Raw genomic sequence first — 13293 nt, 5'->3', positions numbered from 1 at the left:
TTGGTAAATAGTAAAATTAAATCAGATGAACTACCAGACTGTTTTTTGAACGCAGATCGCGAAGCGACTGCGTTCATGAGCAAGTAGCGAAGCGGATTGCGAATGTCCGCTTGACCATGAGCAGGTAGCAGAGCGGATTTCAAAGATCTGCTTGACTTTAGGAAGCTGTAAGCCGGATGAATGAAATCCGGCTTATAAAATTATCCAATATTATCAGATCGAGAATAATATAAAATTTTGAAAGTGAGGAATCATCAATGGCAGATGAACATAGAGATCAGATCAGAATCGTACAGGAAACCGTAGCCGGTAAGGAGATCACATTTGCCCATATCATGGGTGGTCCGGCACCTATCATATATCAGAAACTTGGACTGAATCCGCAGGTGGATTATGGATCATCTGCAATTGGTATCATGAACATGACACCTTCCGAGTCTGCTGTGATCGCATCGGATATTGCTGTGAAGAGCGGTAATGTATATCTTGGATTTGCAGACCGTTTTACAGGAACACTGATCATAACAGGAGAGATTTCCGATGTACAGACTGCAATGGAAGAGATCGTGGATTATTTCCGTGATACTCTGGGATATGTAGTATGCAATATCACCAAGAGATAAGGAAGTGTACCATGGAAGAACGGATAACGAAGGAAGAACTGCTGGAGCGGCTGTTTCATGATGATTATGAGAACCTTAAGGGAAAAAGACTTCGGCTGACCCGTGTGCGGGTACCTGGAAAAGAGCTTTCTTTTGCACATGTTTTTACACCAAGTGATAAATCAGTCTATGAGAATCTTGCATTACATATCGGTGTTCATGAAGGCGAGGATCACAGAGGAGATGCCATCGGTATGGTCAGAGTCACACCCTGGGAGGCAATCGTTGTTGCGGCAGATGTTGCAGTGAAGGCTGCTCATGTGGAAGTTGGATTTATGGATCGTTTCTGTGGGACACTGATCCTGACAGGCGGTTTTACGGAAGTGATGACAGCTGTGGAGGAAGTGGTGCGATTTTTCCATGAGACATTGAAATTCGATGTCTGTAAGATCCACAGAAGCTAGAGCAGGACGGGATAAAAAATGAAAAAAATTTTTCTGATGGGTCGAAGTGAAGCCGGCAAAACATCCCTGACGCAGGCGCTTAAAGGGGAAGAGCTTCATTATCATAAGACCCAGTATACCAATACAAATGAAGATACCATTGATTCACCGGGAGAATATGCGGAATCCAAGCATTTCAGCGTAGGACTGGCCTGCTTTTCCTTTGAGGCGGATGTGATCGCTATTGTACAGGCAGCCAATGAGCCGTTTAACCTGTTCAGTGACGGCAGCAAGAATTTTCTCCTGCGGCCGCTGATCGGGATCATCACCAAGGTAGATTCCCCCCATGCCAACATTCCAATGGTCAGACAGTGGATGGAGAACATGGGCTGTGAGAGGATCTTTATGGTAAATAACAAGACAAGGGAAGGTATCAGCGAGCTGATGGATTATCTGCAGGATGATCTCCCGAAGCTTACGCTTGAACAGGCGAAATTCAAGCAGAGCATTGGCCTTAACGAATGGGATCCCATGCCGGAAGGGGTGGAGTATCCGGAGTCGATACGGTAATATTCACGAAAAATGAATAAAAATACAAAATTCAAACAGAAAACGTAGAAATTCCTCCGGAAGTGTGATATACTGTGATCGTTTGGAAGATTCGTGAACTGATATGTAAGATCCCCAGAGCATGAAGGATAAAGAGGATAGAAACGGGGCTCGCAGATATATGGTAGAAGAGCTGTATGTCGGGAACTCCGGGTATCCGTATCTGCCTTCATGTTCCGGGGATTTTTTATATTCTATACACAGATTTTCCGAATGGATGCAAAAGACAAACAATAAGAAAGACAGGAGAGGAAAAGATGTTTGAATTATTTGAAAATCTGACCAACTGGCTCTGGGGACTGCCGCTGCTGATCACGATCCTCGCTACAGGCATATATCTGACAGTACGTTCCGGTTTCTTCCAGTTCCGCCATTTTGGTTACATTGTGAAAAACATGTTCAGTAAAGAACGTCGCCAGGAAGGCGGAGATGACGGAAAGAGCCTGACACCGTTCCAGGCTATTTCCATTGCAATCGGAGGTACCGTTGGTGTATCCAATATGTCCGGTGTTGCAACGGCTATTGCAACAGGAGGACCTGGTGCATTATTCTGGCTCTGGATCGCAGCGCTTCTTGCCATGGTCATCAAGATGGCAGAGGTAACACTTGCTGTATACTACAGAGAAAAACAGCCAAATGGTGAGTATCAGGGAGGCCCAACCTACTATATGCAGAAGGGACTTGGCGGAGAGAAAAAGCTTCCCTTCTGGAAACTTTTTGCAGTGCTGTTCGGCGGCTGTATTTTTATGACATGGTTCATTACCTTACAGAATTATACAGTATCAGAGGCTGTCGGAAGTACCTTCCACCTGCCGTACATCGTACCGTCACTTCTGTATGTGGCAGCGATCTATCTGATCATCATCGGCGGTGTAAAGAAAGTCGGTGTGATCTCTTCCTATATGACACCGATCATGTGCATGCTTTACATTGTAGGATCTCTTGCAATACTGGTAGTGAATTTTGACAAGCTGCCGGAAACTTTTGGACTGATCTTCAAGGGGGCATTTACAACACAGGCGGCAGTCGGCGGATTTATGGGAGCCGGTGTTGCAACAGCAATGCGTCTTGGATTTGCCCGTTCCGTATACAGTAACGAGGCAGGCTGGGGAACATCTCCCATGATCCATGCTTCCGCAAAGACAGACCATCCTGTAAAACAGGGACTGATGGGAGCCTTTGAGGTATTTGCAGATACCATCGTAGTCTGCTCCATGACAGGTCTTGTTGTTATCACCACCGGCTACTGGAATTCAGGACTTCAGGGATCAGAGCTGACACTGACAGCGTTTGAGTCCGGAATGGGCTCTGTTGCGAGAGCACTGATCGCGATCAGTATTTTCCTTTTCGGACTGACAACATCAACCGGATGGTTCACCTACTACAGCGTGATCCTGAAGCACTGGCTGAAAAATAATCAGAAGGTTCTGAAGATCGCAGAGAAGGTTTTTGTCCTTGGAACACCATTATGGGGCCTTCTGGTCACAGTGCTTACTCTTTACGGAAACGGAACACCGGCGCAGCTGTGGGTAATTGCAGACTTTACAACCGTATTCCCTACATTTGTAAATGTTGCCACGTTGTTTATCTTAAGTGGTACCTTCTTTAAGCTGCTGAAGGATTACAAGGCGCGTTACATGGGAATCGGAAAGGTAGACAAGGATATGGCACTTTTCTACGAGGATAAAAAAGAAAAAGAGGAAAAATAAACAGTGGATACGATTTTTTTTAATGGATGTATAAGAACACTGGATAACAGTGAAAAAGTAGCAGAGGCTGTGGGAATCGAAAATGGCCGGATCGTTTTTGTGGGAACTAATAAAGAAGCGGAAGCTTTTTCCTGCAAAAATTGGATCGATCTTAAGGGAAGGCTGATGCTGCCCGGTTTTGTGGATACACATATGCATATGCTGCATTATGCATTTGTGGAAAGATCTGTGAAACTGTTTGACTGTACAAGTGTTGAGGAAATGCTTGCCGCAGCAAAAAAAAGACTGGAGGAGAGCAAAGGTCAGAAGCTGACCTGGCTCTACTGCAGAGGCTGGAATGAGGAGCATTTTGATAAGCCGCGCTATCCGCATAAGGATGAGCTGGATGCGCTCTCAATGGAAATCCCCATCATTATGGTGCGTGTCTGCGGGCATGTGGCTGTGTGCAACAGCTGCGGTCTGGAGCTTCTGAAAAAAATCCCGGAGTTCCCGGAGATTGAGAAGGAGGTTGATCTGGATACCGGACTTCTGAAGGAGAACGCAGTACAGTTTTATTCTTCCGTATTGGATGCACCGTCCCAGGAAGAAGTGGAAGGCTACATCAAATACAGTGCGAAGAAGCTGAATGAATGTGGATTTACAGGGGTACAGTCCGATGATCTTGCCTCCCTTCCGGGAAAAAACTGGCGTCGGATCATGGCCTCCTACAAGGCACTGGATGCCAGAGGAGAGCTGAGTATCCGCCATTATGAGCAGTGCCTTTTTGAGCGGGTGGAGGATGCGAAGGCTTTTATTGAGGAAGGATATCGTACCGGACAGAGAGGAGAATACTTTACAATCGGGCCGATGAAACTGATCCAGGATGGTTCTCTTGGTGCAAGAACAGCGGCCATGAATGAGCCTTACGAGGATGCACCGGGAAATACGGGGATCATCACATTCAGTCAGGATGAGCTTGACGATCTGTTTGCTTTTTTTGACCGGCATCAGATGCAGGCAGCGGTACACTGTATCGGTGATCGTGCCATGGATATGGTCATTGAGGCAGCTGCGAAATCTCCTTACCGGAAGGATAACAAAAAGGGCAGACATGGTATCGTGCATTGCCAGATCACCAATCCGCGTATTTTGCAGGGGATGAAAGACCAGGATCTTCTGGCATATATCCAACCGGTATTTATCGATCTGGATATGAACACAGTGGAACCTGCCATCGGTGCACACCGTATGGATAAGGTGTATGCATGGAAAAGCATGCTGGATATGGGAATCCATGCATCCGGCGGTTCGGATGCTCCTGTGGTAAGCTTTGATGCCATGGAGAATATTTATTTTGCAGTCACTCGCAAAAATATCAGCGGTCAGCCACAGGAAGGCTGGATCCCATCCGAAAAAATGTCTGTAGATGAGGCGGTGAAGCTTTTTACAAAAAACGCAGCTTACGCTTCCTATACAGAAGAAGAGAACGGAACCATCGAAGTGGGTAAAAATGCGGACTTCGTAGTTATCGAGAAGGATATCTATGAGATCGACCCGGATGAGATCAAGACCACGAAAGTGGATATGACAGTTCTTGACGGTGAGATCGTTTATGAGAGAGAAGCAGAAGAATAACGGCAGTATAAAAAGAAAAAAGTGAGAGGCAGAGTCTGAGTGGAGCAGGCTCTGCCTTTTTGTGTGGTGCAGTAAAAAGTATAGAACAAATATTCGATTGCCCTATACTTTTTTTATTCTGAATGATATACTGTAAAAGCAACAATAATAAAGATAAAAGCACTCTCTTTACATATAGTAACAGGCAGTATTTACATATCCACAAATTTCAGAACAACAAGGAGAACCATATGGATCATTTCAAATTACACTCCGAATACCAACCCACAGGAGACCAGCCTCAGGCTATCGAAAAACTGGTCAAGGGTTTTAAAGAAGGCAACCAGTTCGAGACTTTGCTTGGTGTCACAGGCTCCGGTAAGACCTTCACCATGGCGAATGTTATCGCCAAGTTAAACAAGCCAACTTTGGTACTTGCGCACAATAAAACACTGGCGGCACAGCTCTACGGAGAGTTCAAGGAATTCTTCCCTGAGAACGCAGTGGAATACTTTGTCTCCTACTACGATTACTATCAGCCAGAGGCTTACGTCCCGTCAACAGACACCTACATTGCCAAGGATGCGTCCACTAACGATGAGATCGATAAGCTCCGCCTGTCTGCCACAGCAGCCTTATGTGAACGGAAGGATGTGATTGTGGTCTCTTCTGTCTCCTGTATCTACGGATTGGGTGCGCCGCAGGAATTTTTTGACATGATGATCTCTCTTCGCCCTGGAATGGAGAAGGACCGTGATGAGGTTATCAAACAGCTGATCGACATTCAGTATACAAGAAATGAGATGGATTTCCACCGAGGAACCTTTCGTGTCCGGGGAGATGTACTGGAAATCTTTCCGGCAAACTCCACGGACAGGGCAGTGCGTGTGGAATTTTTCGGAGATGAGATTGAGCGGATCACAGATATCGATGTGCTTACCGGTGAAATCAAAAGTGTGGAAAGCCATGCGGCTATTTTCCCGGCGTCTCATTATGTAGTACCACAGGAGCAGATCCGCCGTGCGGCAGATGCCATTCTGGAAGAGATGAAGCATCAGGTGGAATATTTCAAAAGTGAGGACAAACTGATCGAGGCTCAGCGAATTGCGGAGCGAACCAACTTTGATGTGGAAATGATGAGGGAAACGGGATTCTGCTCCGGAATCGAGAACTATTCCAGACACCTGACAGGGCTTGCACCGGGGCAGCCGCCGTATACACTGATGGATTACTTCGGAGATGATTTTTTACTTATTATAGATGAGTCCCATAAGACAGTTCCCCAGGTTGGCGGTATGTATGCCGGTGATCAGAGCCGTAAACAGACACTGGTGGATTACGGCTTCCGACTTCCGTCTGCCAAGGATAACCGTCCATTGAGCTTTGATGAATTCGAGAACAAGCTTGACCAGGTAATGTTTGTATCTGCGACACCGGGAGAATATGAATATGACCATGAGCTTCTCCGTGCAGAGCAGATCATCCGTCCTACAGGGCTTCTTGATCCGAAGGTGGAGGTGCGTCCGATCGAAGGACAGATCGATGATCTTGTAGCGGAAGTAAATAAGGAAATTGAAAAGAAAAACAAAGTCCTGATCACGACCCTGACCAAACGTATGGCAGAAGACCTTACCGATTATATGAAAGATCTGGGAATCCGTGTCCGATACCTCCATTCAGACATTGACACTCTGGAACGTGCGGAGATCATCCGAGATATGCGCCTGGATGTGTTTGATGTGCTGGTCGGGATCAACCTTCTGCGAGAAGGACTGGATATTCCGGAGATCACGCTGGTAGCGATCCTGGATGCAGACAAGGAAGGCTTCCTTCGTTCGGAAACATCCCTGGTACAGACTATCGGTCGTGCTGCCCGGAACAGCGAAGGCCATGTGATCATGTATGCGGATAATATGACAGAATCCATGGAAAAAGCAATTTCGGAGACAGAAAGAAGGAGAGCGATACAGGAGGCTTACAACAGAGAGCATGGCATCACTCCGACCACGATCAAGAAGGCAGTCCGTGATCTGATCACTGTCTCGAAGAAGGTGGCAGAGACAGAAGTGAAGCTTAAGAAGGATCCGGAATCCATGAACCGCAAAGAACTGACGAAGGTAATTGCCCAGGTAGAGAAGCAGATGCGTGCTGCTGCAGCAGACCTGAATTTTGAGCAGGCTGCTGAGCTGAGAGACAAGATGCTCGAATTAAAAAAGAATCTGGAAGAGTTAACGGAATAGGCTGCAAAGCAGCTGACGATACAATGCCCCTGGCTGTCAGCGTCAGGGGCATTTCTATGGAATAATTAAATAGAGAAGTGAGTTAAGGGTATTTGCCTGAGCTTTTGGGAAGAATTTTTATCAGGATTTTTTTCCATTTTTTCATAGCGATCCCTCCTTCGAAAAAATATGATGGTTCTCTTTATTGATTATAAATAAAATTCCGGAGAAGGACACTGGCATTTGTGCCAGTAACTTTGTTATAAAGAAGAGAAGAAGTTATGTATGCTGTTCACGATAGGCGGAAGGTGTGATCCCCATTTTCTTTTTGAAGCTGGTGCTGAAATAATATTGATTGGCATAACCACATTTCAGGCTGATCTCCTTCAGACTCATACTGGTTGCAGAAAGGTAACGGGCGGCTGCGGAAATCCGCTGAGATGTGATAAAGTCGCTGATACTGATCCCCTGATTTTTTTTGAAAAGAGCACTTAAATAAGCAGGGCTTACATTGGCAGAGGCGGCAATGTCATTGAGGCAGAGCGTATTGTCAGTGTAGTGTTCGTTGATATAGGAGATCACCAGTTCACAGAGCTTCTGGTGATAATCATTCATGGAGGAATCAAGTTTCCGGCATAAAAGATGGCATAGATCCTTCAGCCATTGACATAGTTCTTCCGTATTATGAAACTCATTTATGTGGTTGTAAACATACAAAATTTTAGCTTCAAGGTCATGAGTATCCAGATTTAATTCATAGAAAAATTTCAGGATTCGGCCGAGAAGAGAATAGATCTGTATGAAAGCGAAATTCTTTGTGCGAAATTTCTGGGTAAGCCAGTCGGAAAAATTTTGAAACCAGATATCTATGGCAGAGGTATCCTTTTTACAGAGAAGCCGGATCAGCTCATCTTCCTTTGTGTCTGAAAAATCTGCAACAGACAGATCGGAACCCAGAGCGTCTCTTCCGTCAAAGATATTCTGATGCGGGAAAAAGAATCTGTATTCCAGCGCATGTACGGCACTTTTGTAGGACTGGTTCAGGTTCCAGAAATCCCGGACAATTGTTCCGATGCCTGCATTGAGGGACAGCCCCAGCGGCTGGCAGGCATCTGCTATTGAGGAAATAAGCTGGCTGGTAAGCTGACGGAAGCTGTTGGACTGGCAGCCACTGTGTCCCAGAATGCACAGATAGCCATCCATATCCGGAAGAAGGTGTACAAAATCAAGAGAAGCGGTTTCCTCAGTTATCAGATCCTGAAGGTTGAGAAGCTCCATCTGAAATTTTTCAATCCCGTAAACGGCTTTTAGATCCGGAGCATTTTCAAGCTCCAGAACAACAACTGTATAAAAATCATAATTCAGCTTCAGGTTCAGATACTGAAGATAAGGCTTCAGCCGGTAGGCAGCTTCAGAAGCCGGAAGGTGGGTGATCTCGCGGAAAAACTTTTCTGTAAGAAGAGGCCTGCTTTGTTTCAGAAGCTGGAGATTTTTCTGTTCCTTTTCCATCAGTGCAAAAGCGTTTTTTACCTTCTGAATAAGATAGGTATAATCAAGAGGCTTTTCGATATAATCCAGAGCACCGAGGAGCAGAGCACGCCGTGCATACTCAAATTTATCATAGGCGCTGATCAGAATGATCTTTACCATAGGATTGATCTCAAGAGCCTGACGGCTCATGGAAATGCCGTCAAGATCCGGCATTTCAATGTCAGAAATGATCAGATCTGCAGGCTCTTTTTTCATGGCTTCGATAGCAGATGTTCCATTGTAGCAGACATGGATGATCTCTGCATTCAGCGCTTCCCAGTCTATGTTTTTTTCGATACCTTCTGCAGATAGGTAATTATCATCTACGATCATTATTTTTTTCATCGATATCTTCCTCCATCTGTTCGAATTCAATGGTGACATATGTGCCGTTTCCGGGGTTGCTGCTGATCCTTACAGAACCGTTTCCGTATAATGGGTTGGAAATACGGGAACTTACATTGGAAACTCCAAAATGCTTCTCATAATCAATAACATTATGTTCAATAGCATGGCGCAGCTGTGCAAGAGTTTCAGAATCCATGCCGGCACCGTTGTCCTCAACGGAGATTACAACTGTATCATCGCCATAAAGAACATGGATCGAAATAAAAACAGCTGGTGTGCCCGAAGAAATCCCGTGCAGAATGGAATTTTCGAGAAATGGCTGAAGTGTAAACTTACAGATCAGGAAATTTTCGATTCCATCTTCTGCCTCAATCTCCCAATCCAGATTATCTTTATGACAGAGCTTTTCCATTTCCAGATAAAGCCGGGCGATTTCCAGTTCATCTTTAATAGGAATAAGTTCCTTTGATTTACGCAGGGTAAGACGGTAAAAGGCTGTCAGATCAGTAATCATCTGATCAGCAATGTCAAGCTTTCCAAGCGACTGGCAGGTACGGATCGATCCCAGGATATTATAAAGAAAATGCGGATTGATCTGTGACTGGAGCAGCTGGTATTTCAGACGCTCTTCGTTTACGGAAAGATTTACAATGGACTTCAGGTTTCCGGCTATTGTGTGCTGCATATCTTCAAAGGTGATGCCCAGTCTGTCGATCTCATCATACCTGGAAGGGTCATCCGGGTGGGGAACAGTAACGATAGACAGATGTTCCGGATCATGTCCCAGCTGAAAGGTTTCCATTGCATAGGAAAGTGCAGTGATCTTCCGGGTAAGATTTTCGGAAAAAAGGATCACGATGATAACAGTAAGGGGCAGAAAAATAAGGACAGTGATCAGTAAGGCACGGATCAGGATGTGTGTGTTGCCCTGAATGTAGCTTTCAGGGATTTCGGTAACATGGAGCCAGCCATTGCTTAAGGTACAGCAGTTATAATATTTGTCGCCGCTGTGAAAAGAAGAATCTGCATTTTCTTTAAATTTCTGAAACTGTGCTTTGGAAATTCCGGATAAATTCAGTGAGGATGTATTTTTCGCTGCAATCTCTCCGTGATCTGTGAGAATGTAGCTGTATATGCGGGAATCCATAGCTGCAGGCTGCAGATAAGTGGTAAGCTCTGAAGTATCCAGTGCAATGCCGTAGGCGTATTCAAGAATACCGGTGGCCTGATTTTTCAGTGCCCGGACGCAGAGGATCACATCGGCGGATGGTTTTTTTGTTGACAGTATTTTAGGCAGCGGCATATTGGAAACCGGTATCCAGACAGAGGAGAAGCCTGAACCGGAAACAATATTTTTATCCAGACCATATGCAGAAAGCTCGTCTGTGGAAAAGAAGTACAGGCCTTCTTTTGAACCGAGCTGATCGGGCTGCAGAAAAACATATATATGGAAGAAATCGAATGTGGATTTATACAGCGAAATATTGTTTTTTACAGTGGTGAATTTTTTCAGTGCATCTACCTTATTAGAGGAAGGCTGATTTAGGGAGTACATTTGAAACTGTATGGTATCTGCTACATTTTCAACCTGACCGAGGCGGTCGTTCAGCTGAGAGACCAGCTGCTTGTCAGTCATTACGGCAGAATCGATGATACGATCTCTGGCAATGTTATAGGAAATGTGATAGCTGATGAAGGTCAGGGAAATCAGAGGTACCATAGTTGCGATCAGAAATGCGAGCAGGAGCTTATAGCGAAATGAGGAAAAAATGGGTGGGATACATTTGTGGAATTTCATAGTACATACTCTCCTTTATGTCGAAAACAAATTAATGAAACCGAATCCAGCTGTGAAAAAAAGCCGTTACAAATATAGATTATATAAAAGGATTATAAAAAATTAACAACAAAAATACAAGAGAACGAAAAATAATATAAATAAATCATAAAATATTGTATTTAGAATGAGGGGGCTCTCTGGTATCCTTAAACCATCAAAAACAGGTGTGGACAAACACGAAAATGTCCAGAAAGGAAGAAAGATATGAAGAAAAAAGTAATGAGTGCAGTTTTGGCAGCAGCGATGGTTGTGGGTATGGCAGGTAACGTGGTTACTGTTTCCGCAAAGGAAAAATATGATCTTACCTTATACAGCGTCAACACCACAGACCCGGATTTTGAGGACTGGCTTGCAAATGTGGAAGATGCCACGGGCCTGAACATTAATGTAATTGCGGCACCTACAGATACAGATACCCGTCAGCAGAAGATCACCACAATGCTTTCCACAGGAGATACTTCCGTGGATGTCATTGAGATCAACGATGAGATGAGCGCGGCATTTAAAAATTCCGGATGGCTGGAAGGACTGAATGATACAGTAATGACAGATGATATCATTGATCAGTTTGCTCAGGGATATGTAGAGGATATGATCACAGATAAGGACGGAAACATTATCGGTGTTCCAGGCTATGCAGGATATCTTGCATTCTGGGTAAATCAGGAGATCATGGATGAGGTCGGAATCAAGTCCATTGATACAAAAGAGGACTTCATGAAGTATATGAAGGCTGTTTCCAAGGATGGAAGATTCGGTTACGGCGGTTCCTGGGAGAAAACTTATGCATTTAACGAGCTTGCACAGTTTGTAAACATGTTCGGCGGCGATTATTTTGACTGGACCAAAGAGGAAAACAAGGAAGCGGTTCAGTTCCTCCATGATCTGGTTGCTGATAAAGAAACCTCCATTGAGCAGATTGCTGATAAATATGATCAGATGAATCCGAAGATCAATGACGGAAAATACGGATGCTGGTTTATGTGGGGCCTTGGAACAGATTATGCAAAGGCAGATATGCTTGGCGCAGATAAGATCCACATGGAAATGGTACCGGATTTCAGCGGTAAGGGAGAGCGTGCGATCTTTACAGATTCCTGGAGCTATGTTCTCAACAAAGCATCCAAGAATAAAGATGCAGCTGTGAAATTCCTTCAGTATATGGCTGATGAAGGCGGAATGGAAGCTTCCTATAAAGCATTTGACAGATATCCTGCAAGAAAGGATGTTGCAGAGAAGGTAGTTCCGGATTCTGACCCGGCAAAAGAAATGTACAGCAGATATGCAAATGAATGCAATGTACAGGGACGTCCACTGGTGGCACAGACAATGGAATTTATCAGCGATATGGGAACGATCTTCCAGTCCTGTATGAAAGACGAGATTACAGTTGATGAGTTCTGCAAGAAGGCTCAGGATGTGGTAGATATGTATAAGTAAAAGATATAAAAAAACAGCAATGTAAAGCAGAGGTAAAAGTCTGCTTTACATTGCTTGATGAACAGGGAGGAAAGTTCCATGACAATAAGTAAAAAAACTATGAAGTGGATACCATGGCTTTTGATCCTGCCGGTTGTACTGATCAGAGGCTTTACAACAGTATATCCCATTCTGATGACTGTGAAAAACAGCTTCTTTAATATCAGTATCCTTGCAGGTATCAATGAATTTATAGGCTTCAAGAATTACCTGAAGGTATTTTCTGATCCTAAAGTGCTTACATCGATCAGCTTTACGGCAATATTTGTGGTTGTTTCCATGATCCTGCATGTGATCCTCGGAGTTATTCTGGCACTGATCCTGAATATGAAATTCAAAGGCCGCCGTTTTCTGAGGACTATTGTGCTGATCCCATGGGCTATGCCAGCAGTAGTAGCCGGTATGGCTGCAAAATGGGCATTTAACAATGATTATGGTCTGATCAATGATTTTATCCGCTGGTTTGTACCGGGATACCAGAACAGCTGGCTGATCAATACAGGTACTGCAAGAGCAGCGGTAATTGCAATGGACCTGTGGAAGGATCTTCCGTTCTTTGCAATTCTTGTACTTTCCGGACTTCAGTTTATTTCCGGCGATATCTATGAGGCAGCAAAGGTAGACGGTGCAAACGGGATTCAGAGCTTTTTCCGGATCACACTTCCGCTGATCGCAAAAAATGTCCTGACTTTATGTATTCCGTTCACACTCTGGAGACTGACAACCTTCGATCTGGTTTATTCCATGACATCCGGAGGTCCTGGCGAGGATACTGCGCTGATCGCATACAGAATCACAACAGAAGCATTTACAAATCTAAACGTAGGATATGCTTCGGCGCTGGCTATGCTGCTGTTTGTTGTAATGGCGATCTTCAGCTGGCTGAATATACGTGTTATGAATAAGTTTGACAGTTAGGGG

The 13293-nt window shown here is 44.6% G+C and carries 10 protein-coding genes; 8 read left to right on the top strand and 2 right to left on the bottom strand.

All coding sequences use genetic code 11. From position 1 onward, the window contains the following. The first annotated feature begins 257 nt into the window (after positions 1-257). From DWW77_RS09190 to uvrB, 6 genes are all read left to right on the top strand, one after another. Positions 258-623, top strand: a complete 366-nt coding sequence (locus DWW77_RS09190) for a BMC domain-containing protein (protein WP_015527035.1) — start codon at positions 258-260, stop codon at positions 621-623. An 11-nt stretch (positions 624-634) separates the two neighbouring features. Beyond that, a complete protein-coding gene (locus DWW77_RS09185) occupies positions 635-1066 on the top strand; it encodes a BMC domain-containing protein (protein WP_118608568.1) in 432 nt (143 codons plus the stop codon). Positions 1067-1084: 18 nt separating this feature from the next. Continuing rightward, positions 1085-1615 (top strand): EutP/PduV family microcompartment system protein, encoded by a 531-nt coding sequence (locus tag DWW77_RS09180; protein WP_118608567.1) that lies wholly within the window; start codon positions 1085-1087, stop codon positions 1613-1615. Positions 1616-1911: 296 nt separating this feature from the next. Continuing rightward, positions 1912-3363: an alanine/glycine:cation symporter family protein gene (locus tag DWW77_RS09170; protein WP_118513077.1), complete on the top strand. Its 1452-nt coding sequence runs from the start codon at positions 1912-1914 to the stop codon at positions 3361-3363. 3 nt (positions 3364-3366) lie between these two features. After that, entirely contained in the window at positions 3367-4977 is a 1611-nt protein-coding gene (locus DWW77_RS09165; protein WP_118608565.1) for an amidohydrolase, read from the top strand. A 230-nt stretch (positions 4978-5207) separates the two neighbouring features. Next, positions 5208-7196 (top strand): excinuclease ABC subunit UvrB, encoded by a 1989-nt coding sequence (uvrB, locus tag DWW77_RS09160; RefSeq protein WP_118608564.1) that lies wholly within the window; start codon positions 5208-5210, stop codon positions 7194-7196. A gap of 258 nt (positions 7197-7454) precedes the next feature. Here the strand turns inward: uvrB and DWW77_RS09155 are convergent, their stop codons facing one another. Together DWW77_RS09155 and DWW77_RS09150 are read right to left on the bottom strand one after the other, a co-directional pair. Continuing rightward, the gene (locus tag DWW77_RS09155; RefSeq protein WP_286188009.1) at positions 7455-9050 is read right to left on the bottom strand and encodes a response regulator; all 1596 of its coding nucleotides are present in this window, start codon (positions 9048-9050) and stop codon (positions 7455-7457) included. Continuing rightward, positions 9025-10851: a sensor histidine kinase gene (locus DWW77_RS09150; RefSeq protein ID WP_118608563.1), complete on the bottom strand. Its 1827-nt coding sequence runs from the start codon at positions 10849-10851 to the stop codon at positions 9025-9027. Before DWW77_RS09150 ends, DWW77_RS09155 begins: the two co-directional genes overlap by 26 nt. Positions 10852-11097: 246 nt before the next feature. Here DWW77_RS09150 and DWW77_RS09145 point away from each other — a divergent pair, with 246 nt between their 5' ends. Both DWW77_RS09145 and DWW77_RS09140 read left to right on the top strand, forming a co-directional pair. After that, the gene (locus tag DWW77_RS09145; protein ID WP_118608562.1) at positions 11098-12333 is read left to right on the top strand and encodes an ABC transporter substrate-binding protein; all 1236 of its coding nucleotides are present in this window, start codon (positions 11098-11100) and stop codon (positions 12331-12333) included. A 78-nt stretch (positions 12334-12411) separates the two neighbouring features. Next, a complete protein-coding gene (locus DWW77_RS09140; RefSeq protein ID WP_118062778.1) occupies positions 12412-13290 on the top strand; it encodes a carbohydrate ABC transporter permease in 879 nt (292 codons plus the stop codon). Positions 13291-13293 lie beyond the last annotated feature (3 nt).

This window comes from Ruminococcus sp. AF17-12 (assembly GCF_003479245.1).
Taxonomy (GTDB): domain Bacteria; phylum Bacillota; class Clostridia; order Lachnospirales; family Lachnospiraceae; genus Blautia_A; species Blautia_A fusiformis.
The sequence above is the reverse complement of the archived record's forward strand: the minus strand, read 5'-3'. Positions and strand labels throughout refer to the sequence as shown.

Coding starts and splice junctions, on each gene's coding strand:
- DWW77_RS09190 (WP_015527035.1), top strand. CDS start 258: ATGGCAGATGAACATAGAGATCAGATCAGAATCGTACAGGAAACCGTA.
- DWW77_RS09185 (WP_118608568.1), top strand. CDS start 635: ATGGAAGAACGGATAACGAAGGAAGAACTGCTGGAGCGGCTGTTTCAT.
- DWW77_RS09180 (WP_118608567.1), top strand. CDS start 1,085: ATGAAAAAAATTTTTCTGATGGGTCGAAGTGAAGCCGGCAAAACATCC.
- DWW77_RS09170 (WP_118513077.1), top strand. CDS start 1,912: ATGTTTGAATTATTTGAAAATCTGACCAACTGGCTCTGGGGACTGCCG.
- uvrB (WP_118608564.1), top strand. CDS start 5,208: ATGGATCATTTCAAATTACACTCCGAATACCAACCCACAGGAGACCAG.
- DWW77_RS09155 (WP_286188009.1), bottom strand. CDS start 9,050: ATGAAAAAAATAATGATCGTAGATGATAATTACCTATCTGCAGAAGGT.
- DWW77_RS09150 (WP_118608563.1), bottom strand. CDS start 10,851: ATGAAATTCCACAAATGTATCCCACCCATTTTTTCCTCATTTCGCTAT.
- DWW77_RS09145 (WP_118608562.1), top strand. CDS start 11,098: ATGAAGAAAAAAGTAATGAGTGCAGTTTTGGCAGCAGCGATGGTTGTG.
- DWW77_RS09140 (WP_118062778.1), top strand. CDS start 12,412: ATGACAATAAGTAAAAAAACTATGAAGTGGATACCATGGCTTTTGATC.